The organism is Enterobacter sp. BIDMC 29, from assembly GCF_019378755.1.
Taxonomy (GTDB): domain Bacteria; phylum Pseudomonadota; class Gammaproteobacteria; order Enterobacterales; family Enterobacteriaceae; genus Enterobacter; species Enterobacter ludwigii.
In genome coordinates this window covers 1,012,755-1,035,011 of record NZ_CP080000.1, presented here as the reverse complement: position 1 = coordinate 1,035,011, position 22,257 = coordinate 1,012,755, and the positions used below count along the sequence as shown (strand labels likewise).

Below are 22,257 nucleotides of genomic sequence, written 5' to 3'. Positions count from 1 at the left end.
AATGTTTTACCTTTCAGGAGAGACGACAATGCCCCCCTCTTTTACTGACGTCAGGTTATTCGATGAAACGTGTTTCTCAACTGACCGCGCTGGCCATGCTGTGCGGCCTCGCTTCATTTTCCTCTCTGGCTGCTGATATGCCGCACGCCATGACGCTGTCTCAACTTCAGGCACAACACGGCGCGGTGATCGACACCCGCGCCAGCGCGTTTTACAACGGCTGGCCGCAAACGCTGAGCGCGCCCTCCGGGCATGAGCCCGCCGCACTTAACCTTTCCGCCTCCTGGCTTGGCGCGATGAGCGATGACCAGATTGCCGTCTGGGCCAGACAGCACCAGCTTACGCCGGCCATGACGATCGCGCTCTACGGTCGCGACGCCGATAATCAGGCGGTCAAAGCGCGGCTGGAAAAAGCTGGCTACCACCAGATTTCCGTGCTCAACGATGCCCTGCAGGTACCTGAGCGTCTGCAGCGTTTGCCGCACTTTGAACAACTCGTCTACCCGGAGTGGATCCACCAGCTTCAGCAGGGTAAACCCGTCACTGCCGCGCCGACGGGCGACTGGAAAGTCATTGAAGCCGCATGGGGCGCGCCGAAGTTTTATCTGCTGAACCATATTCCCGGTGCCGGCTACATTGATACCAACGAAGTGGAAAGCGAACCGCTGTGGAATAAAGTTTCTGACGACACGCTAAAAGCGATGCTGGCGAAGCACGGGATCCGTCACGATACGACCGTCATTCTGTATGGCCGTGACGTATATGCCGCCGCCCGCGTGGCGCAGATCATGCTGTATACGGGCGTGAAGGACGTCCGCATTCTTGATGGCGGCTGGAAAGCCTGGTCTGACGCGGGTCTGCCGGTTGAACGGGGAATGCCCAAAGACGTGAAGCCCGCCCCCGATTTTGGTGCACCGATCCCTGGCCAGCCGCAGTTGATGGTGGATATGGCGCAAGCACGCGGGATGCTGCATCGCCAGGACGCGTCGCTGGTCAGCATTCGTTCCTGGCCGGAGTTCATCGGCGAAACCAGCGGCTACAGCTACATCAAGCCAAAAGGTGAAATTGCCGGTGCCCGCTGGGGTCATGCCGGTAGCGACGCCACCCATATGGAAGATTTCCATAATCCGGATGGCACCATGCGCAGCGCTGACGACATCGCCGCCATGTGGAAAACCTGGAACATCCTGCCGGAACAGCACGTCGCGTTTTACTGCGGCACCGGCTGGCGTGCGTCCGAGACGTTTATGTACGCACGGGCGATGGGCTGGAAAAATGTCGCCGTCTATGACGGCGGCTGGTACGAGTGGAGCAGTCATCCACAGAATCCCGTCTCCAGCGGAAAACGCGGGCCAGAAAGTTCACGCTAACGGGTAAGTGACTTCAGCGTCACATACCCGCTCCAGATGCGCGTTGTGGTGGTCAGCCAGCACAACGCGCCAAATATCCACGCCAGCACGCTGAAGTGCGCCGGAAAGAGGCAGCACAGCACAAACAGCGCGATCGTCTCCGTCCCCTCCGTTAACCCACCAATATAGTAAAACGACTTATGCGCGTAGCCGGGGTTGTCGATGTTGTGTTTCGCTGCCAGCGCGGCAAATGCCAGAAAACTGCTCCCGGTACCGATAAAGGCAAACAACAGCCAGCCAGCGGCAAGCGCATTCTCTGCGGGGGCCGCCAGCGCGAATCCGAAGGGAACCAGCGCGTAAAACAGAAAATCGAGGGCGATATCAAGAAAGCCTCCCGCATCCGTCAGCCCGCGCCGGCGCGCCAGCGCACCGTCCAGACCATCCAGCAGGCGATTCAGCACGATGGCGACGAGCGCCGCCGAATACCAGCCGAGGGCCAGAAACGGTAAGGCCAGCACGCCTATGGCAAACCCGGTCAGGGTTAATCCGTCAGGCGTGATCCCCGGCTTATCCAGTACTGACACCTGTCGGTTGAGCATGGGTTTAATCCGCGGGTGCAGATGACGATCAAGCATGGGGATCCTCTTTAAACGTGGCACATAACCCCTGCGCCGGGATGTCCAGCGCGGCATTAAAGCGTGCAGAGAGATTCTGAAACGCAATCAGCGCCGTCATTTCGGCGATCGCGTCCTCGCTGAAATGGCGTGTGATCTCACTTTTGATTTCGTCATCCACACGGGGCGGCGTCGCGGTGACAGCCTCGGCATAGGCCAGCGCCGCACGCTCCTCTTCGCTAAAAAGAGCGGAATCACGCCACGCGTTGACGGCCTGAACCTTATCCAATGCGCCCGAGCGCTCCGCCAGGCGCAAACTGTTGGCATCGATACAAAAAGCGCAGTGACAAAGCTGCGATACCCGGGTCATTAACAGCGAACGAAGCACCGGCGACAGGCGCGCGTGACGACGTTCGAGAAAACCGACGAACAATGCCACCAGCCAGAAAAGACGTGGCATCCTTCCCCACCAGCGCGTGGGGTTAAGCACGGCACCAAAGTGTTTTTTCTGCATGGCGGCAATCGGTTTTATGCTGACCGGAAGGGTGGCGATGGGATCTACCCAGGTGGACGTCTCTTTCACCTGATTCTCCTGATGGCTGGACTCTTAGAAAGGGCACGATAATATGGTGTTTTTCGCTAACAAGTATTGACGACCATGCTAAAAACAGTCGATGTCGTTGCGGCAATCATCGAAAAAGACAACAAAATTTTACTGGCCCTGCGCCCGGCTCATGCCGACCAGCCGGGCATGTGGGAATTCGCAGGCGGAAAAGTAGAAGCCGGTGAGACGCAGCCCGAGGCGCTTGTCCGCGAGTTGCACGAAGAGCTCGGCATCCACGCGCAGCCAGGTGAGTATGTGGCAAGCCATCAGCGTGAGGTGTCACAGCGGTTAATCAACCTTCACGCCTGGCACGTTCCGGCGTTCAGCGGCGCGCTGACGGCGCATTACCACAGTGCGCTGGTGTGGTGTACGCCCGAAGACGCATTTGGTTTCAACTTAGCGCCTGCGGACATCCCGCTGCTGGAGGCGTTTATTGTTTTACGCGGCGCCAGACCAGCGGATTCGTGCTAATGGTGCGTTCATCACGCTGGCACTGCAACAGAATGCCGTCCGCTTTTACCACCGCCCCTTCCGAATAGTTCTGATCCTGATAGATGCAGCACTGGTTACACGGCTGCGCTCGCTGGCCGCTGGAGCTGAACACCTCCGGCGGCACATTCACGTCCACATCCGGGCGAATGCGGTCTGCCTGCGCGCCTGCGGTAAACATCAAACATAACGCGGCTATCACGTAACGGTTCATAGACTTATCTTCCTGTTGTGCCCTGATAAAGACTATAACGGTAAACCGGCGCAGAACCTTTAATTTATCTCGCCATCGCTTTTGGTTATGACGCAGCCCCGCTGATTAATTTCCCTTTCGGCATGCATTTCTGCTTGCTTCACAAAGCGGTACGGATGGTATAGTCAAAAAAACAACACAATTCGTATAAGCAATATACATAAAATAATATAAGGGGTTCTTATATCTATGGATCAGACACGCTCTCTGGAAGCTTTCCTCTCTTATGTTCAACAGCGCGACCCGCATCAAAGTGAGTTTGCGCAGGCCGTACGTGAAGTCATGACCACGTTGTGGCCGTTCCTTGAAGAAAACCCGCGTTATCGCCAGATGTCACTGCTTGAGCGCCTCGTGGAGCCGGAGCGCGTGATCCAGTTTCGCGTGACCTGGGTAGATGACCGTAATCAGGTCCAGGTTAACCGCGCGTGGCGCGTGCAGTTTAATTCCGCCATCGGCCCGTTTAAGGGCGGGATGCGTTTCCACCCTTCCGTGAATCTGTCGATTTTAAAATTCCTCGGCTTTGAGCAGACGTTTAAAAACGCCCTTACGACCCTGCCAATGGGCGGCGGGAAAGGCGGCAGTGATTTCGATCCGAAAGGCAAAAGCGAAGGCGAAGTGATGCGTTTCTGTCAGGCGCTGATGACCGAACTCTATCGTCATCTTGGTCCCGATACTGACGTTCCGGCGGGCGATATCGGCGTCGGTGCGCGTGAAGTGGGCTTTATGGCCGGCATGATGAAAAAGCTTTCGAATAACAGCGCCTGTGTCTTTACGGGCAAAGGGCTCTCCTTTGGCGGCAGCCTGATCCGTCCGGAAGCCACCGGCTACGGGCTGGTCTATTTTACCGAGGCGATGCTGAAGCGCCACGGCTTAGGGTTTGAAGGTATGCGCGTGGCGGTGTCCGGCTCCGGTAACGTGGCTCAGTACGCTATTGAGAAGGCGATGCAGTTTGGTGCCCGCGTGGTTACCGCGTCAGATTCACGCGGTACCGTGGTGGATGAAGCCGGTTTTACGGCCGAGAAGCTGGCACGCCTGTGCGACATTAAAGCCAGCCGCGACGGCCGTCTGGCGGATTATGCCCGTGAATTTGGTCTGACCTGGCTCGAAGGTAAACAGCCGTGGGGCGTGCCGGTCGATATCGCCCTGCCATGTGCGACCCAGAACGAACTGGATACCGAGGCCGCACGCACCCTGATTACCAACGGCGTGAAGGCCGTGGCCGAAGGGGCGAATATGCCAACCACCATCGAAGCGACCGATCTGTTCCTTGAGGCCGGCGTGCTGTTTGCGCCGGGCAAAGCCGCGAACGCCGGCGGCGTGGCGACCTCTGGCCTGGAGATGGCGCAAAACGCCGCGCGCCTCGGCTGGAAGGCAGAGAAAGTGGATGCGCGTCTGCACCACATTATGCTGGATATTCACCACGCCTGCGTCGAGTACGGCGGTGAGGCATCGCAAACCAACTACGTGCGTGGCGCAAATATCGCCGGGTTCGTGAAGGTCGCGGATGCGATGATGGGGCAAGGGGTTATCTAAGCACGCTGTCGCCCTTTCCCGTTGGGAGAGGGCGACAACCGAAAGCACATCAGGCTGCGCTTTTTTTCTTTTTGAACGGTTTCTTCGGCGCACCACCCGGTGCAACCATCCCCCGGAACTGCTTCACCGGCGTATTACGCGCCTGGTTAATCAGCTCGTATAAGGTCCCCACCAGCGGCTGCATAAAGTCCTGATAGCGACACTGCTTTTCACTGATTTGCGTCAGCACAGATTCCCAGTGTGCCGTCATGTCCGGCCTTGCGGCCAGCTCAGGCAGCGAGTGGATCAATGCGCGCCCCGGTTCAGTCGAGTGGATATAGCGCCCTTTTTTCTCCAAAAAACCGCGCTTAAACAGCAGCTCGATAATGCCCGCACGGGTCGCTTCTGTGCCCAGTCCGTCGGTGGCACGCAAGATCTTCTTCAGATCCTTATCCTGAACAAAACGGGCGATCCCGGTCATTGCCGAGAGCAGTGTCGCATCGGTGAAGTGGCGCGGCGGTTGGGTCTGGCGTTCAACCACTTCGCCTTTCTCACACAGCAGCTCGTCATCTTTGGCGACCACCGGCAGCGGCGTGCCGTCATTCTCTTCGTCACGTTCTTTGTTGCCAAGCAGCGTGCGCCAGCCAGCCTCCGCCAGGAAACGCGCCTTGGCGATAAATTTCCCTTTGGCAATTTCCAGCTCAATCACGCATTTGCGGAACACGGCGTCCGGGCAGAACTGCATCAGATACTGACGAGCCACCAGGTTATACACCTTCGCTTCGTTTTCCGTGAGGTTAACGTTGCTGGCGCGCGCCGTCGGGATAATCGCATGGTGGGCATCCACCTTTTTATCATCCCAGCAGCGGTTATGAATGTCCGGATTCACAACCGGTTGTGGCAGCAGATCCGGCGCGTGAACGGCAATGGCGTTCATCACCGAGTGACGGCCGGCAAAGTGCTCTTCCGGCAGATACCGGCTGTCAGAACGCGGATAGGTAATGAGTTTGTGGGTTTCGTAGAGCTTCTGGCAGATATCAAGGACGTTCTGCGCGCTCAGACCGAAGCGTTTCGCCGCTTCAATCTGCAGCGCGGAAAGCGAGAACGGCAGCGGCGCGGGTTCTGATTCCCGTTTATCGTTATAGCTGGTGACAATAGCAGGCTGACCGGTAATCCGGTTGACCACGTGCTCCGCCAGCGGACGGTGCAGCAACCGCCCCTCTTCATCCTGATACGATTCGCAGGCATCACTTGGCTGCCAGACGGCGGTAAAGCGCTCGTCTTTTGGCGTGACGATATGCGCTTTAACCTCAAAGAAATCTTTGGCGACGAAATTCTCAATCTCTTCGTCACGACGCACCACCAGCCCCAGCACCGGCGTTTGCACACGCCCGACGGAGAGGACGCCCTGATAACCGGCATTACGCCCCAGAATGGTGTAGGCGCGGGTCATGTTGATCCCGTAAAGCCAGTCCGCTCGAGCGCGGGCCAGCGCGGAAACGCACAGCGGAATAAACTCGCTGTTCGCGCGCAGACGTGAAATGGCCCGCTCCACGGCCTGCGGATTGAGGTCGTTAATCAGGCAGCGCTGGACCTGCTGGCGTTTTTCCGGCGCCAGCTCCAGATAGTCCAGCACCTCATCCACCAGCAGTTGCCCTTCCCTGTCCGGGTCACCCGCGTGGATGACTTCCGTCGCGTCATGCAAAAAACGTTTAATCACGTTGAGCTGTTTGGTGACGGAAGGCCGTGGCTGCAGGCGCCATTTTTCAGGGACGATGGGCAGGTCATTGAGGTTCCAGCGGGCATAGCGGCTGTCGTAGACATCCGGCTGCGCCTGCTCAAGCAGGTGACCGATACACCAGGTGACCACCTGCCCGTTACCGCATTCGATAAAGCCGTCGCCCTTGCGATGCGGCTTCGGCAGCACATCGGCAATGGCACGGGCCAGGCTCGGCTTTTCGGCAATAAACAACCGCATTGAATTAACGGATCTCAATCATCGGTCGGCCACCGCGCGCGGTCACCAGTTCACCGATCGCCGTCAGGGTAATACCAAACTCTGCGGCCGTCGCCTGGACGTCGGCTTCAGCGTCTGGCGTGACCGCCAGCAGCAAACCACCGGACGTTTGTGGATCGCACAGCAGATTGCGCCACGCTTCAGGCATTTCGCCCATCAGATGACCATAGCTGGCAAAGTTACGCTGGGTACCGCCCGGAACGGCGCCCGCTGCAATGTACTCCTCCACACCCGGCAGCTTCGGCACGTCCTGATACCAGACCTGCGCCTGTACGCCCGCGCCCTGACACACTTCGGAGAGGTGTCCGAGAAGGCCAAAACCGGTCACGTCGGTCATGGCTTTCACGCCATCGATATTCGCAAAGGCCGCACCCGCGAGGTTCATCTGGCACATGACCTCGGTTGCCAGCCCCTGGTGTTCCGGCTTCAGCAGCGATTTTTTCTCCGCAGTAGTGAGGACACCAATGCCCAGCGGTTTGGTGAGGAACAGCTTGCAGCCCGCCTGCGCGGTGCTGTTGCGTTTCACGCGCTCGGTGGGCACCACGCCCGTGACCGCGAGACCGAAGATCGGCTCCGGCGCATCGATAGAATGCCCCCCGGCCAGCGCGATCCCCGCCTGCTGGCAGGCAAAACGTCCCCCTTCAATCACCTCACGGGCAATTTCAGGAGCAAGGGTGTTAATCGGCCAGCCCAGAATGGCAATCGCCATAATCGGTTTGCCCCCCATGGCGAAAATATCGCTGATGGCGTTGGTGGCCGCAATACGCCCGAAATCGAACGGGTTGTCGACAATCGGCATAAAGAAGTCGGTGGTACTGATAATGCTGGTGCCGTTACCCAGGTCATAAACTGCCGCATCGTCACGCGTTTCGTTACCGACAAGCAGGTTCGGGTCGACAAACTTCGCCTGTTCACTGTGGAGAATGGTCTCCAGCACTTTTGGGGAAATTTTACAACCGCAACCGGCTCCGTGGCTGTATTGCGTTAAACGAATGGTTTGCTCGCTCATGGACGTCTCCTGTCATCTCAATCGCGCTATGGTAGCGCTCATTCCATAAAGAGGTAAGTATGACTGTCTGAATTCTGCAGCAGATGCTCAGAATCCAGACAGTTTAGCGCGCGTTATCAGAAACGGCTGACGAAAGGCGTGGTGTCCGGCACATTAATGGTGGCGGAGGCTTTAAGCTGAGGCGTGCCGAGATAGAGGAAGCCGACTATTTTATCATGTTCGCCACAGGCGAATCCGTCGCGAACCGGCTGGCTGTTGGTCAGGGGCCCTGTGCGCCAGATACCGTTAAACCCTTGCGCCACGGCGGCCATTTGCATTGCCATGACGGCACAGCCGGCAGACATTTCCTGCTCCCAGACCGGTACTTTGTGGTCGGCCTGACATTTCGCCACGACAGCGATGATCATCGGCGCACGGAATGGTGCACTGCGGGCTTTCTCAATACCCTTCTCATCCTGACCTGCGGCAACCGCCCCCTGCGCCAGTATCTGACTGAAACGATCGCGGCCTTCACCTTCAATCACAAAGAAGTGCCATGGCTGCAGCGTACCATGATCCGGTGCACGCAGGCCGGCACACAGAATATTCTCCAGTTGCTCCCCTGCCGGCGCCGGCTCGGTGAGACGTGAAGCGCTACGGCGGTTAACAAGCAGTTCAAGTGCGTCCATTGGTTAACTCCTTTCTTGAAATTTACTCACAAAATTAACACGGCGGCAGATTTTGTTACAGCGTAGCAGGCGATTCCTGCTGACAAGTGACGGTTGGGTCATTACGATAACCGCACATTGCCGTCCCGTGGCGACGGAAACAGTCATTTTCTGGTTAGGGAGAATACATGCGAACCCTTTGGCGAATCATTGCCGGTTTCTTTAAATGGACGTGGCGACTGCTCAACTTCGTCCGCAACCTGGTGATGAATATCTTCTTCATCCTCCTGGTTCTGGTTTGCGCAGGCGTCTGGATGCATATCAGCAACGCAAATCAGGCGCAGCATTCGACTCGCGGGGCGCTGTTACTTGATATCACGGGCGTCATCGTCGATAAGCCGTCCACCAGCAATCGTCTGGGCGTTATTGGCCGTCAGCTGTTTGGCGCGACATCAGACCGTCTTCAGGAAAACTCCCTGTTCGATATCGTCGATACCATTCGTCAGGCAAAAGACGACCGCAACATTACCGGCATCGTGCTGGATCTGAAAGATTTTGCCGGCGGCGACCAGCCTTCGATGCAATACATTGGTAAAGCGCTGCGCGAATTCCGTGACAGCGGCAAGCCGGTGATTGCGGTCGGGGACAGCTACAGCCAGGGGCAGTATTATCTGGCCAGCTTCGCCAACAAAATCTGGCTCTCCCCGCAGGGTACGGTCGATCTGCATGGCTTTGCTACTAACGGTCTGTATTACAAATCGCTGCTCGACAAACTGAAAGTCACCACCCACGTCTTCCGCGTCGGAACCTATAAATCCGCCGTGGAGCCGTTTATTCGTGATGATATGTCCCCTGCGGCCCGTGAAGCGGACAGCCGCTGGATTGGTGAGCTATGGCAGAACTATCTGAGCACCGTGGCCGCTAACCGCCAGATAACCGCTGAACAGGTGTTCCCTGGTGCGCAGGGCGTGCTGGAAGGCCTGCGCAAGGTTGATGGTGATACCGCAAAATATGCGCTGGATAACAAACTGGTCGATGCGCTGGGCACCAGCGCGGATATCGAAAAATCACTGAGCAAACAGTTTGGCTGGAGCAAAGAGGATAAAAACTTCAGCGCTATCAGCATGTACGATTATGCGACCAAAAAGCCGGATGACAGCGGTGACAGCGTCGCGGTGGTCTTTGCTAATGGTGCCATCATGGACGGCGAGGAAACGCCGGGTAACGTGGGTGGTGATACCACCGCATCGCAAATCCGTGATGCTCGCCTTGATCCGAAAGTGAAGGCGATTGTACTGCGCGTAAACAGCCCTGGCGGCAGCGTCAGCGCTTCTGAAGTGATCCGCGCTGAACTTGCCGCGGCACGTGCAGCCGGCAAGCCGGTAGTGGTATCGATGGGTGGAATGGCGGCATCGGGCGGTTACTGGATTTCAACCCCGGCTAACTACATCGTCGCCAACCCGAGCACGCTGACCGGCTCGATTGGCATCTTTGGGGTGATTAACACCGTGGAAAACAGCCTGGATTATCTGGGCGTCCATACCGATGGCGTTGCCACTTCACCGCTGGCGGATGTGTCGGTCACCAAATCGCTGCCGCCTGAAGTCTCTGAGATGATGCAGCTCAGTATCGAGAACGGCTACAAGCGCTTTATTACGCTGGTGGCAGAGTCCCGTAAAAAGACACCGCAACAGATCGACGACATTGCGCAGGGCCACGTCTGGACCGGCCAGGATGCGAAGAATAATGGTCTGGTAGACAGCCTGGGCGACTTTGATGACGCGGTGAAGAAAGCCGCCGAGCTGGCGAAGCTCAAGCAGTGGCATGTTGAGTATTACCAGGACGAGCCGTCGTTCTTTGACCTGGTGATGAACAGCATGTCCGGCTCCGTGCGCGCCATGCTGCCTGAGGCGCTGCAGGCGTATCTGCCTGCGCCAGTCGCGACGGCGGCTAAAGCGATGAAAGCGGAAAGCGACAAACTCGCGGCCTTTAACGATCCACAAAGCCGTTACGCGTTTTGTCTGACCTGTGCAAACGTCCGTTAAACACCGTCCCCTCTTCCCGTGAAGAGGGGATTTTTTTCTTTTGAAGAACAAGAACTCACTACCATGCAGAAGAAATCGATTTATGTAGCCTACACTGGCGGTACCATCGGTATGCAGCGCTCTGAAAATGGCTATATCCCGGTCTCCGGCCACCTTCAGCGCCAGCTCGCGCTGATGCCTGAATTCCACCGTCCGGAAATGCCTGACTTCACCATCCACGAATACGAGCCGCTGATGGACTCCTCCGATATGACGCCGGAAGACTGGCAGCATATCGCGGACGACATTAAAGCCCATTACGACCAGTACGACGGCTTTGTGATCCTGCATGGTACCGACACAATGGCGTTTACCGCCTCGGCACTCTCCTTCATGCTGGAGAATCTGGGCAAACCCGTCATCGTCACCGGCTCGCAAATTCCGCTGGCGGAGCTGCGTTCTGACGGGCAGATCAACCTGCTCAACTCCCTGTATGTGGCAGCGAATTACCCGATTAACGAAGTGTCGCTGTTCTTCAACAACCGACTGTATCGCGGCAACCGGACCACGAAGGCGCACGCCGATGGCTTTGACGCTTTCGCCTCACCGAACCTGCAGCCGCTGCTGGAGGCGGGCATCCATATTCGTCGTCTGGGCACCCCGCCTGCGCCGAGCACGGCGGGCGAACTGATTGTTCATCCGATCACGCCGCAACCGATTGGCGTGGTAACGATTTACCCGGGTATCTCTGCAGATGTGGTGCGTAACTTCCTGCGCCAGCCGGTGAAAGCGCTGATCCTGCGCTCATACGGCGTGGGCAATGCCCCGCAGAACGGCGAGTTCCTGAAAGAACTGCAGGAAGCGAGCGAGCGCGGGATCGTGGTGGTTAACCTGACGCAATGCATGTCCGGTAAAGTCAACATGGGCGGTTACGCTACCGGTAACGCCCTCGCGCATGCAGGCGTTATCAGCGGATTCGATATGACCGTTGAAGCCACGCTGACTAAACTTCACTATTTACTGAGTCAGGATCTGGACATTCAGTCCATCCGCAGCGCGATGATGCAAAACCTGCGCGGCGAACTGACGCCGGACGAATAAGGAGGCACCATGACGCAACGCGCCCTGTTACTGGTCGATTTGCAAAATGATTTCTGTGCGGGCGGCGCACTGGCCGTCGCTGAAGGTGACAGCACCGTAGACGTGGCGAATACGCTGATTGAGTGGTGCAAAACGCGGGGTGAGGCAGTTGTCGCAAGCCAGGACTGGCACCCGGCTGATCACGGCAGTTTTGCCAGCCAGCACGGCGTTGAGCCCTTCACTCAGGGTGAACTTGACGGCCTGGCACAAACCTTCTGGCCGGATCACTGCGTGCAACAGACGGAAGGTGCGCAGCTGCATCCGCTGCTGAATCAGAAGGCCATCGACGCGGTGTTTCATAAAGGGGAAAACCCGTCTATTGACAGCTACAGCGCCTTCTTTGATAACGGGCATCGCCAGAAAACGGCGCTGGACGGGTGGTTACGCCATCACGAAATCACCGAACTGATTGTGCTGGGTCTGGCGACGGATTACTGCGTGAAGTTCACCGTGCTGGACGCCCTCCAGCTAGGCTATACCGTCAGCGTCATCACCGATGGCTGTCGCGGGGTGAACATTCAACCGCAGGACAGCGCACAGGCATTTATGGATATGGCCGCGGAAGGCGCCACCCTGTATACCCTGGAAGACTGGCTGGAAACGCACGCCTGACCTTCTCGCCGGGCAAGCCACAGTGCTGCCCGGCACGCCCCGTCTCATTCCCCATAAAGTGAACTCCCTCGCATCACCAGCGAAGCGGCAATGCTATTCTCTTCAGGCTGTTTTTTCGCCACGCCTTTTCCGTGGCGTGGTTATTTTTGTTAAGTCAAAGAGGAACTTGTATGAAACGTTTGCCTTTGCTGGCAGCATTACCCCTGCTTTGCGCGTCAGTTGCTTCCGCCACTCCCCTGATGTCTGTGGGATATTTTAATGGCGGTGGCGATGTCACCGCCGGTCCCGGTGGTGATATCAATACGCTCGACGTTCGTCAGATTACCCACCTGAACTACTCATTTGGTCTGGTCTATAACGATGAGAAAGACGAAACCCATGCTGCGCTGAAAGATCCGGCGAAACTTCATCAGATCTGGCTGTCGCCAAAAGTCGCCGCCGATCTGGCGCTAATCCCGACGCTGCGTAAGCAAAATCCAAACCTGAAAGTGCTGCTCTCCGTGGGCGGATGGGGTGCGCGTGGCTTCTCCGGCGCAGCCGCGACCCAAGAGAGCCGTGCGGTGTTTATCCGCTCGGCTCAGGAGATTGTCGAAAAATATGCACTCGACGGCATCGATCTTGACTGGGAATACCCGGTAAATGGTGCATGGGGACTGGTGGCCAGCACGCCAGCCGATCGAGATAACTTCACCGCACTGCTGAAAGAATTGCGCGCCGCCTTCGGGCATAAAAAGCTGATCACCATCGCGGTGGGGGCAAATGCAGAAAGTCCGAAAAGCTGGGTGGATGTGAAGGCCATTGCCCCGCTGCTCGACTACATCAACCTGATGACCTACGACATGGCGTATGGCACACAGTATTTCAACGCCAATCTGTATGACTCCAGCGACTGGCCAACGGTGGCCGCAGCAGATAAATACAGCGTGGATTTTGTGGTGAACAATTATCTGGCGGCCGGGCTGAAGCCGCAGCAGATGAACCTCGGGATTGGTTTTTACGGCCGCGTGCCGAAACGCGCCGTGGAGCCCGGTATTGACTGGACAAAACCCGATGCGCAAAACCATCCGGTGACCCAGCCCTACTTTGGGCCTCAGGAAACCGGCTTATTCGCGTCACTGGGTTACGACCTGACCAAAGATACGTATGTGAAGTACAACGATATTGTGAAAAAGCTCTTAAACGATCCGCAGAAGCGTTTTACCGAACACTGGGACGAACGGGCGCAAGTGCCGTGGCTTTCAGTGAATGCGGCGGACGGCAAGGCGCTGTTTGCCCTTTCCTATGAGAACCCGCGTTCCGTCGCCATCAAAGCGGATTACATCAAGGAGAAAGGTCTCGCCGGGGCGATGTTCTGGGAGTACGGCGCGGATGACAATAACCAGTTAGCGAAACAGCTGGCCGAGTCGCTGGGAATTAAACCCAAAGAGTAAGGTAAGCACGCCCTCTCTCCAGAGAGAGGGCGCTGGCAGGACAGCCGCCCCACCGTTACTGCATTTTTATCGTCGCGATCGGCTTTGGCGTGATACCAAAGTCCTCTTTCAGCTCGCGCTTGCTCTTCATCACCATCTGGCCTTGAGTGTCGATAGTCATGTGTTGCGCGTCGGTATTGTTACGCGCCTGCCAGAGCATCACCAGTTGCAGACTGTTCTCTTTTTGCTCCGGCGTGAGCGCGACACCATCCGGCCATTTTCCCAGTTCAACAGCAGTCACCAGGCGCTGATACACCTCCGGCGTCATACCGCTAATCATGTCATCAATATTCACGATCTCTCCCTTTCAAAGGAATAATTTGCTGAATCGTTTTTTCAACCTTTGATCTGGTCACCGTTTTCATCATCGGTGAAGCTCATCGACGCTGAATTCACACAGAAACGCTCACCCGTCGGCTGAGGACCATCCGGGAAGACGTGTCCAAGGTGGGCGTCACAGGTTCCGCAACGAATTTCAGTACGCACCATGCCGTGCGACGTGTCACTCAGGTAGCGGATCGCATCGTCGCTGACCGGCTCATAAAAGCTTGGCCAGCCACAGCCAGAATCGAACTTCGTTTGGGAATTGAACAACGGGGCATCACATACCAGACAGTGGTAGACACCGTCGCGCTTGTTGTGCAGTAAACGGCCGGTAAAAGGCGGTTCGGTTCCGTGATTTTGCGTCACGTAAAACTGCATTTTGGTGAGGTTTTTTTTCAAATCGTCAGGGTTACGTTGGTTCGACATATGCTTACATCTCGCTGTAGAAACAGACACCTTTTAACCCGGATTCTAACAAAACATTAACACCCTTGCGTGCACTTTTGTTCTAAACTTATGTGTCGCGAAAAGGCGGTCAGGCAATTGTGATCATGTTCACATTTTTATCCTGCGAGGACTTTAAAATGCCGCGCGCAGCCCCCATGTGGTTGCTAGCTCAAAGGGAAAGTGAGGCGAGTCAGTCGCACAAACGTTAGTCACAGGATTGATTTGTCGCAATGATTGACACGATTCCGCTTGACGCTGCGTAAGGTTTTTGTAATTTTACAGGCAACCTTTTATTCACTAACAAATAGCTGGTGGAATATATGACTATCAAAGTAGGTATCAACGGTTTTGGCCGTATCGGCCGTATTGTTTTCCGTGCTGCTCAGAAACGTTCTGACATCGAAATCGTTGGTATCAACGATCTCCTGGACGCTGAATACATGGCGTACATGCTGAAGTACGACTCAACTCACGGTCGTTTCGACGGCACCGTTGAAGTGAAAGACGGCCACTTGGTTGTTAATGGCAAAACCATCCGCGTTACTGCTGAGAAAGACCCAGCTAACCTGAAATGGAACGAAATCGGTGTTGATGTTGTAGCTGAAGCTACCGGTATCTTCCTGACCGACGAAACTGCGCGTAAACACATCACCGCGGGTGCGAAAAAAGTTGTTCTGACCGGTCCTTCAAAAGACAACACCCCAATGTTCGTTCGTGGTGCAAACTTCGAAACTTACGCTGGCCAGGACATCGTTTCTAACGCATCCTGCACCACCAACTGCCTGGCACCGCTGGCGAAAGTAATCAACGACAACTTCGGCATCGTCGAAGGTCTGATGACTACCGTTCACGCGACCACCGCGACTCAGAAAACTGTTGACGGCCCGTCTCACAAAGACTGGCGTGGCGGCCGTGGCGCGGCTCAGAACATCATCCCATCCTCTACCGGTGCAGCTAAAGCTGTAGGTAAAGTACTGCCAGAACTGAATGGCAAACTGACTGGTATGGCGTTCCGCGTTCCAACTCCTAACGTATCCGTTGTTGACCTGACCGTTCGTCTGGAAAAAGCTGCTTCTTATGAAGAAATTAAGAAAGCAATCAAAGCTGCTTCCGAAGGCGCAATGAAAGGCGTTCTGGGCTACACCGAAGACGACGTTGTATCTACCGATTTCAACGGCGAAGTGTGCACTTCCGTGTTCGATGCTAAAGCGGGTATCGCACTGAACGACAACTTCGTGAAACTGGTTTCCTGGTACGACAACGAAACCGGCTACTCTAACAAAGTACTGGACCTGATCGCTCACATCTCCAAATAAGTTGAGATGAGTTCTTGATCCAAAAAGGCGACTTCGGTCGCCTTTTTTATTGTTTTTAGACAGAGGATTGCTTAATGATTAATAAAATTTTTGCACTTCCGGTAGTCGAACAACTTACCCCTGTGCTCTCCCGCCGCCAGATTGATGGTGCGGATATCATCGTCGTTGACCACCCGCGCGTAAAAGCCTCCGTGGCGCTGAACGGCGCACACCTGCTCTCCTGGAAACCTGAAGGCGAAACGGAAGCACTGTGGCTGAGCGACGCGACCTCCTTTAAAAAAGGGGATGCGATTCGCGGCGGCGTGCCTATTTGCTGGCCATGGTTTGGTCCTTCCGCTGAGAAAGGCCTGCCTTCTCACGGTTTTGCCCGTAACCAGCAGTGGACGCTGAAAGCGCACAATGAAGACGATAACGGTGCGGTACTGACCTTTGAGCTGCAGGCGAATGAGGAAACCCGTGCCCTGTGGCCGCACGATTTCACCCTGTACGCACGCTTCAAGCTGGGCAAAACCTGCGAAATCGAACTGGAAGCACACGGCGAATTTGAAACCACCTCCGCCCTGCACACCTATTTCAACGTTGGTGACATCAGCGCCGTGAAGGTGAGCGGCCTTGGCGATACCTTTATCGACAAAGTGGATAACGCGAAAGAAGGAAAACTGAGCGACGGCATTCAGACGTTCCCGGACCGTACTGACCGCGTTTACCTGCATCCGGAAGCGTGCAACGTGATCCACGACAGCGCCCTGAACCGTGGTATCGAAGTGGTACACCACCATCACAGCAACGTGGTGGGCTGGAACCCAGGCCCGGCACTTTCTGTCAGTATGGCCGACGTGCCTGATGACGGTTACAAAACCTTCGTCTGTGTGGAAACGGCGTGCGTCACTGCGCCACAAAAAACCAGCGAAGAAAAACCGTCTCGCTTAGGGCAGACAATCAGTATTGTGAAGCGCTAATACGCTACCGCCCCTCTTCCTGTAAAGGAGAGGGGCATGCGTCAGGATTAAACGACATCCAGCGGGCGTTTATGGGTGGGTGGCGGGAAAGCATTATCCAGTTTGTGACGTTCTTCCGCGGTGAGGGTTATCTCCAGCGCTCCAGCGTTGGCGTTAACATTCTCAATCGAGGCCGCTTTCGGTATGGCAATAACACCCTGATGGCGGATAACCCACGCCAGCAGAATTTGGGCGGCAGTGGCGCGGTGGTTATGCGCGATGGCATTCACGACCGGATGGTTCATCAGCCCCGAACGCAGGCGCCCGGCCTGAGCCAGCGGGCAGTAAGCCATCACCGGCATCGCCTGTTGCTGACACCAGGGAAGCAGATCAAATTCAATTCCCCGTGACGCCAGATGATAAAGCACCTGATTAGTGGCACAGGCGGAACCGCCCTCTTCACGCCACAGCGCCTGCATATCTTCATAATCCAGGTTTGAGACGCCCCAGCGGCCAATTTTTCCCTGCTGCTGGAGTCTTTCCATCAGCGTAATGGTTTCATCCAGGCCATAGTTACCGCGCCAGTGCAGAAGGTAGAGATCAATATGGTCTGTCCCAAGACGTCGCAGACTGGCATCACACGCCGCCTGGCCTTTCTGACCGCCAGCGTTCCACGGGTAGACTTTTGATACCAGAAAAACGTTGTCGCGCTGGCCCTTAATGGCCTCCCCGACCACCTCTTCCGCTCCGCCTTCGGCATACATTTCAGCGGTATCAATTAACGTTAACCCCAGATCAATGCCCGCCCGCAGTGCATTCACTTCGGATTTACGCTGGCTGGCTTTTTCTCCCATATACCAGGTACCCTGTCCAATAGCCGGAAGTGGACGCCCTGCGGAAAAGGTCACGGTTTTTACGCTCATATCATCCCCTCTTTTTCGTTGCACCACACCAATGCAAACGGGGCGCAAGCGCCCCGTTTTGATGCAATGATTGCACTCTTTTAATGCACAATCAGAACTTGTAGGACACACCGACTGAGAATATGCCCGCCCAGGACTTATCAACCATCGGGCTGTCTTTCACTTCATCGCTCAGACGCTCATAGCGCCCGGTACCGTAGACGTTCCAGTCACCGAGGAAGTTATAGCTCGCCGTCAGCTCAAGGTACGGATCCCAGCCGTCGTCCGCACTGTAGCTCTTCAGACCGCTACGACGGGATTCGTTCTTAGAAACACCATAGTAGTAGTCGTTGTAGTTCTCACTGTTATATTGCACACCGATACCCGGGGTTAGCGTTAACGCACCGTTGGTGTAGCGATAGAGCCAGGCCAGATCCCAGATAAAACCGTTGCTGTTATCCAGCGTATCCCCCGCAAGCGCGGTACGCAGGAAGCCATATTCGGTGTTATGCACATAAGAGAGTCCCGCCATCATGGTGCTCTTACGCTTGTCGAGCTGGCGAAGCGCATGGCTGTCGCTGTCACCCGGCTTGAAGTGCGTCGGATCGTAGTAAGCCATGATGGAGAGCTTGTCGGCCGTATCATTCCAGAGATAGTAGCCACCGCCCAGACCGCGGAACCAGAAGTTATCGCCTTCATAGGTGACAACCGGAACTGGATAAACATCACGATCATACTGTTTGTATGGGCTGTTAATCACACCAACGCCCGCGCCAACAGTCCACTGACTTTCCGCCGCCTGTGCGGTGCTAACAGCGGTTGCGGCAAGTACGCCCAATGCCAGAAGTTTGAGTTTGGTCACAATCCATTCTTTCCTGTAGTCAAATAATCAGCGAGAGAAGTTTAACCGCCATTGTCGTACATCCCAAAATTTTTTGCCTGCTAATCAGTCTGATTAACCCGTTATTTTCAACTTTTCAGGTGACAGCCTGCTTTCATTTATATGACTACTGAATGAAAAACGTGCTTTTACCCTAAAACAGCAGGGGAAATTTTTGGATGAGTTATTGATATGTCATTGAAATTAGATTTTATCGGCATGCAAGTTTTGCAAATGCCATCTACGCTTTAAATTAAGAAGAGTTTTTTCTGAACACCCTGCGGTTCTTAGCGTCTGACCTGGCACACAGGTTGCTGCTCTGGCAGTGAGGTGCGAGAGATTCTCTTCCGGGAGCCTCCACTACTCATACGAACGGCTCTTATCCTGTGCTAAAAAACGAAAGGACGGCATGCCATGAATATATTCGATCACTATCGCCAGCGTTATGAAGCTGCCAAGGACGAAGAGTTCACACTGCAGGAGTTTCTTACCATTTGTCGGCAAGATCGCAGTGCCTATGCCAATGCGGCAGAACGGCTATTAATGGCTATTGGTGAGCCAAACATGGTTGATACTGCCCTGGAACCTCGGCTTTCCCGTCTCTTTTCGAATCGGGTGGTCGCCCGATACCCGGCGTTTGAAGAGTTCTATGGTATGGAAGATGCCATCGAACAGATTGTCTCCTACCTGAAGCATGCCGCCCAGGGTCTGGAAGAGAAGAAACAGATCCTTTATTTACTCGGCCCTGTGGGTGGGGGTAAATCATCACTGGCTGAACGTCTGAAATCACTGATGCAGCGCGTCCCTATTTATGTGCTGAGCGCTAACGGTGAGCGCAGCCCGGTGAATGACCATCCGCTGTGCCTGTTTAATCCGCAGGAAGATGCGCAAATTCTGGATAAAGAGTTTGGTATTCCGCGGCGCTATCTTGGCACCATCATGTCGCCTTGGGCGGCAAAACGCCTGCACGAGTTTGGTGGGGATATCACCAAATTCCGCGTCGTCAAGGTGTGGCCATCCATTCTGGAACAGATTGCTATCGCCAAAACTGAACCGGGGGATGAGAACAACCAGGATATCTCCGCCCTAGTGGGTAAAGTCGATATTCGGAAGCTGGAAAACTACGCGCAAAACGACCCGGATGCCTACGGTTACTCGGGTGCGCTGTGCCGCGCCAACCAGGGGATTATGGAGTTCGTCGAGATGTTTAAAGCACCGATTAAAGTGCTGCATCCGCTGCTGACGGCCACCCAGGAAGGCAACTACAACGGTACGGAAGGTATTTCCGCCCTGCCGTTTAACGGCATTATCCTCGCGCACTCAAACGAATCTGAGTGGGTCTCCTTCCGTAATAACAAAAACAATGAGGCGTTCCTTGACCGTGTCTACATCGTCAAAGTGCCTTATTGCCTGCGGATCTCCGAAGAGATCAAAATTTACGAGAAACTGCTTAACCACAGTGAGCTGGTACACGCACCTTGCGCACCAGGCACCCTGGAAACGCTGTCGCGCTTCTCCATTCTCTCGCGCCTGAAAGAGCCGGAAAACTCCAGCATCTACTCGAAAATGCGTGTGTATGACGGGGAAAGCCTGAAAGATACCGACCCGAAAGCGAAGTCTTATCAGGAGTACCGCGACTACGCCGGTGTGGACGAAGGGATGAACGGTCTGTCCACGCGTTTCGCCTTTAAGATCCTCTCCCGCGTGTTTAACTTCGACCATGCGGAAGTGGCGGCGAACCCGGTTCATCTGTTCTACGTGCTGGAGCAGCAAATTGAACGCGAGCAGTTCCCGCAGGAACAGGCTGAACGCTACCTTGAGTTTCTGAAAGGCTACCTGATCCCGAAATATGCGGAGTTCATCGGCAAAGAGATCCAGACCGCCTACCTGGAGTCTTATTCAGAGTACGGGCAGAACATTTTTGACCGTTATGTCACCTATGCTGACTTCTGGATCCAGGATCAGGAGTACCGCGACCCGGATACCGGCCAGCTGTTCGATCGGGAATCCCTGAACGCAGAGCTGGAAAAAATCGAGAAGCCGGCCGGGATCAGTAACCCGAAAGACTTCCGTAACGAGATTGTGAACTTCGTCCTGCGCGCCAGAGCGCATAACAACGGACGTAATCCGAACTGGACCAGCTACGAGAAACTGCGCACGGTAATCGAGAAGAAAATGTTCTCCAATACCGAAGAGCTGTTGCCGGTGATTTCGTTTAACACCAAAACGTCAACCGATGAGCAGAAAAAGCACGACGATTTTGTCGACCGTATGATGGAGAAAGGCTACACCCGCAAACAGGTTCGCCTGCTCTGCGAATGGTATCTGCGCGTACGTAAATCGTCTTAATACAAGTACAAGTGCCCGGTAGCGCATACGCCTGCCGGGCTACAAAAATGTCCGGCACGTCCGGACACTGCAAGTTGGCAAATGCAGTACGGGGGATATATGACCTGGTTTATTGACCGTCGTCTTAACGGCAAAAACAAGAGCACGGTAAATCGCCAGCGCTTCTTGCGCCGTTATAAAGCGCAAATTAAACAGTCGATCTCCGAGGCCATCAACAAACGCTCGGTGACCGACGTCGACAGCGGCGAATCTGTCTCCATCCCCACCGATGACATCAGCGAACCGATGTTTCATCAGGGACGTGGCGGCCTGCGCCATCGCGTACACCCAGGTAATGACCACTTCGTGCAGAACGACAGAATCGAGCGCCCGCAAGGCGGCGGGGGCGGTTCAGGAAGCGGTCAGGGACAGGCCAGCCAGGACGGTGAAGGACAGGATGAGTTTGTCTTCCAGATTTCAAAAGATGAGTATCTCGACCTGCTGTTTGAGGATCTGGCGCTGCCGAATCTGAAAAAGAACCAGCATCGTCAGCTTAACGAGTACAAAACCCATCGCGCGGGATATACCGCAAACGGCGTGCCCGCCAACATCAGCGTGGTCCGTTCGCTGCAGAACTCTCTGGCGCGACGCACGGCCATGACGGCAGGTAAACGGCGCGAACTCCGCGAGTTGGAAAGCAGCCTGAAGGTGGTGGAAAATACTGAACCAGCGCAACTGCTGGAAGAGGAACGCCTGCGCAAAGAGATAGCCGAACTCCGGGCTAAAATAGACCGGGTACCGTTTATCGACACCTTCGACCTGCGCTACAAGAATTACGAAAAACGCCCCGAACCGTCGAGCCAGGCGGTCATGTTCTGTCTGATGGATGTCTCCGGTTCGATGGACCAGGCCACCAAGGATATGGCGAAGCGTTTTTATATCCTGCTCTATCTGTTCCTGAGCAGAACCTATAAGAACGTGGAAGTGGTCTATATTCGCCACCACACTCAGGCGAAAGAGGTGGATGAACATGAGTTCTTCTACTCGCAGGAGACCGGTGGCACCATCGTGTCGAGCGCTCTGAAACTGATGGATGAAGTGGTGAAAGAGCGTTACGACCCGGCGCAGTGGAACATCTATGCCGCGCAGGCATCAGATGGCGATAACTGGGCAGATGACTCCCCGCTGTGTCACGATATTCTGGCGAAGAAAATTCTGCCGGTGGTGCGTTACTACAGCTATATCGAAATTACCCGCCGTGCTCACCAGACGCTGTGGCGTGAGTATGAACATCTGCAATCGATGTTCGATAACTTTGCCATGCAGCATATCCGCGATCAGGATGATATCTATCCGGTGTTCAGGGAACTGTTCCATAAACAA

General features: G+C 55.3%; 21 protein-coding genes. 11 read left to right on the top strand and 10 right to left on the bottom strand.

The annotated features are described in order from the left end of the window. Nucleotides 1–62 precede the first annotated feature (62 nt). Complete coding sequence (locus JTA15_RS04560) at nucleotides 63–1,370, top strand: rhodanese-like domain-containing protein (RefSeq protein ID WP_219372908.1); 1,308 nt, start codon at nucleotides 63–65, stop codon at nucleotides 1,368–1,370. Here the strand turns inward: JTA15_RS04560 and JTA15_RS04555 are convergent. Next, nucleotides 1,367–1,984, bottom strand: coding sequence for a CDP-alcohol phosphatidyltransferase family protein (locus JTA15_RS04555; protein ID WP_219372907.1), 618 nt, complete (start codon nucleotides 1,982–1,984; stop codon nucleotides 1,367–1,369). The two genes, JTA15_RS04560 and JTA15_RS04555, sit on opposite strands and share 4 nt — an antisense overlap. Beyond that, the gene (locus JTA15_RS04550) at nucleotides 1,977–2,546 is read right to left on the bottom strand and encodes a carboxymuconolactone decarboxylase family protein (protein ID WP_032677957.1); all 570 of its coding nucleotides are present in this window, start codon (nucleotides 2,544–2,546) and stop codon (nucleotides 1,977–1,979) included. The genes JTA15_RS04555 and JTA15_RS04550 overlap by 8 nt, the downstream gene beginning before the upstream one ends. 75 nt (nucleotides 2,547–2,621) lie before the next feature. On the opposite strand from JTA15_RS04550, the gene JTA15_RS04545 reads away from it, so the two are divergent. After that, on the top strand, nucleotides 2,622–3,038 hold the full coding sequence (locus JTA15_RS04545) for a pyrimidine (deoxy)nucleoside triphosphate diphosphatase (protein ID WP_219372906.1): 417 nt from the start codon (nucleotides 2,622–2,624) through the stop codon (nucleotides 3,036–3,038). On the opposite strand, the gene JTA15_RS04540 is transcribed toward JTA15_RS04545, so the two are convergent. Then, a complete protein-coding gene (locus tag JTA15_RS04540; protein WP_014169653.1) occupies nucleotides 2,998–3,270 on the bottom strand; it encodes a YnjH family protein in 273 nt (90 codons plus the stop codon). The two genes, JTA15_RS04545 and JTA15_RS04540, sit on opposite strands and share 41 nt — an antisense overlap. A gap of 228 nt (nucleotides 3,271–3,498) precedes the next feature. Between JTA15_RS04540 and gdhA the strand changes: the two genes are divergently transcribed. Then, nucleotides 3,499–4,842 (top strand): NADP-specific glutamate dehydrogenase, encoded by a 1,344-nt coding sequence (gene gdhA / locus JTA15_RS04535; RefSeq protein ID WP_047357298.1) that lies wholly within the window; start codon nucleotides 3,499–3,501, stop codon nucleotides 4,840–4,842. A gap of 49 nt (nucleotides 4,843–4,891) precedes the next feature. On the opposite strand, the gene JTA15_RS04530 is transcribed toward gdhA, so the two are convergent. The 3 genes from JTA15_RS04530 to JTA15_RS04520 form a co-directional block, all read right to left on the bottom strand. Then, nucleotides 4,892–6,799: a DNA topoisomerase III gene (locus JTA15_RS04530; RefSeq protein WP_020884435.1), complete on the bottom strand. Its 1,908-nt coding sequence runs from the start codon at nucleotides 6,797–6,799 to the stop codon at nucleotides 4,892–4,894. A gap of 4 nt (nucleotides 6,800–6,803) precedes the next feature. After that, nucleotides 6,804–7,847: a selenide, water dikinase SelD gene (gene selD, locus JTA15_RS04525; protein WP_020884436.1), complete on the bottom strand. Its 1,044-nt coding sequence runs from the start codon at nucleotides 7,845–7,847 to the stop codon at nucleotides 6,804–6,806. Nucleotides 7,848–7,963: 116 nt separating this feature from the next. After that, entirely contained in the window at nucleotides 7,964–8,515 is a 552-nt protein-coding gene (locus JTA15_RS04520; RefSeq protein WP_020884437.1) for an NAD(P)H nitroreductase, read from the bottom strand. A 167-nt stretch (nucleotides 8,516–8,682) separates the two neighbouring features. On the opposite strand from JTA15_RS04520, the gene sppA reads away from it, so the two are divergent. The 4 genes from sppA to JTA15_RS04500 all read left to right on the top strand — a co-directional run bounded on the left by sppA (nucleotide 8,683) and on the right by JTA15_RS04500 (nucleotide 13,700). Beyond that, nucleotides 8,683–10,539, top strand: coding sequence for a signal peptide peptidase SppA (gene sppA / locus JTA15_RS04515; protein ID WP_014169647.1), 1,857 nt, complete (start codon nucleotides 8,683–8,685; stop codon nucleotides 10,537–10,539). Nucleotides 10,540–10,602: 63 nt separating this feature from the next. Further along, nucleotides 10,603–11,619, top strand: coding sequence for an asparaginase (gene ansA, locus JTA15_RS04510; RefSeq protein ID WP_020884438.1), 1,017 nt, complete (start codon nucleotides 10,603–10,605; stop codon nucleotides 11,617–11,619). Between the two features lie 9 nt (nucleotides 11,620–11,628). Further along, complete coding sequence (gene pncA / locus JTA15_RS04505; protein WP_020884439.1) at nucleotides 11,629–12,270, top strand: bifunctional nicotinamidase/pyrazinamidase; 642 nt, start codon at nucleotides 11,629–11,631, stop codon at nucleotides 12,268–12,270. A gap of 170 nt (nucleotides 12,271–12,440) precedes the next feature. After that, nucleotides 12,441–13,700, top strand: a complete 1,260-nt coding sequence (locus JTA15_RS04500) for a glycoside hydrolase family 18 protein (RefSeq protein WP_219372905.1) — start codon at nucleotides 12,441–12,443, stop codon at nucleotides 13,698–13,700. Nucleotides 13,701–13,755: 55 nt separating this feature from the next. Here the strand turns inward: JTA15_RS04500 and JTA15_RS04495 are convergent, their stop codons facing one another. Together JTA15_RS04495 and msrB are read right to left on the bottom strand one after the other, a co-directional pair. Further along, the gene (locus JTA15_RS04495; RefSeq protein ID WP_153852331.1) at nucleotides 13,756–14,019 is read right to left on the bottom strand and encodes a YeaC family protein; all 264 of its coding nucleotides are present in this window, start codon (nucleotides 14,017–14,019) and stop codon (nucleotides 13,756–13,758) included. Nucleotides 14,020–14,075: 56 nt separating this feature from the next. Beyond that, complete coding sequence (gene msrB, locus JTA15_RS04490; RefSeq protein WP_219372904.1) at nucleotides 14,076–14,489, bottom strand: peptide-methionine (R)-S-oxide reductase MsrB; 414 nt, start codon at nucleotides 14,487–14,489, stop codon at nucleotides 14,076–14,078. A 341-nt stretch (nucleotides 14,490–14,830) separates the two neighbouring features. Between msrB and gapA the strand changes: the two genes are divergently transcribed. Further along, on the top strand, nucleotides 14,831–15,826 hold the full coding sequence (gene gapA / locus JTA15_RS04485; RefSeq protein ID WP_020884442.1) for a glyceraldehyde-3-phosphate dehydrogenase: 996 nt from the start codon (nucleotides 14,831–14,833) through the stop codon (nucleotides 15,824–15,826). A gap of 74 nt (nucleotides 15,827–15,900) precedes the next feature. Next, the gene (locus JTA15_RS04480; protein ID WP_014169640.1) at nucleotides 15,901–16,785 is read left to right on the top strand and encodes a D-hexose-6-phosphate mutarotase; all 885 of its coding nucleotides are present in this window, start codon (nucleotides 15,901–15,903) and stop codon (nucleotides 16,783–16,785) included. Nucleotides 16,786–16,832: 47 nt separating this feature from the next. Here JTA15_RS04480 and JTA15_RS04475 read toward each other — a convergent pair whose 3' ends face one another. Then, entirely contained in the window at nucleotides 16,833–17,687 is an 855-nt protein-coding gene (locus JTA15_RS04475) for an aldo/keto reductase (protein WP_219372903.1), read from the bottom strand. A 91-nt stretch (nucleotides 17,688–17,778) separates the two neighbouring features. After that, complete coding sequence (locus JTA15_RS04470) at nucleotides 17,779–18,528, bottom strand: MipA/OmpV family protein (protein WP_014169638.1); 750 nt, start codon at nucleotides 18,526–18,528, stop codon at nucleotides 17,779–17,781. Between the two features lie 432 nt (nucleotides 18,529–18,960). Between JTA15_RS04470 and yeaG the strand changes: the two genes are divergently transcribed. Together yeaG and JTA15_RS04460 are read left to right on the top strand one after the other, a co-directional pair. Further along, entirely contained in the window at nucleotides 18,961–20,895 is a 1,935-nt protein-coding gene (gene yeaG / locus JTA15_RS04465; RefSeq protein WP_014169637.1) for a protein kinase YeaG, read from the top strand. A gap of 99 nt (nucleotides 20,896–20,994) precedes the next feature. Continuing rightward, nucleotides 20,995–22,257, top strand: a 1,263-nt coding sequence (locus tag JTA15_RS04460; protein WP_219372902.1) for a YeaH/YhbH family protein, incomplete at its 3' end; no start/stop codon positions are given.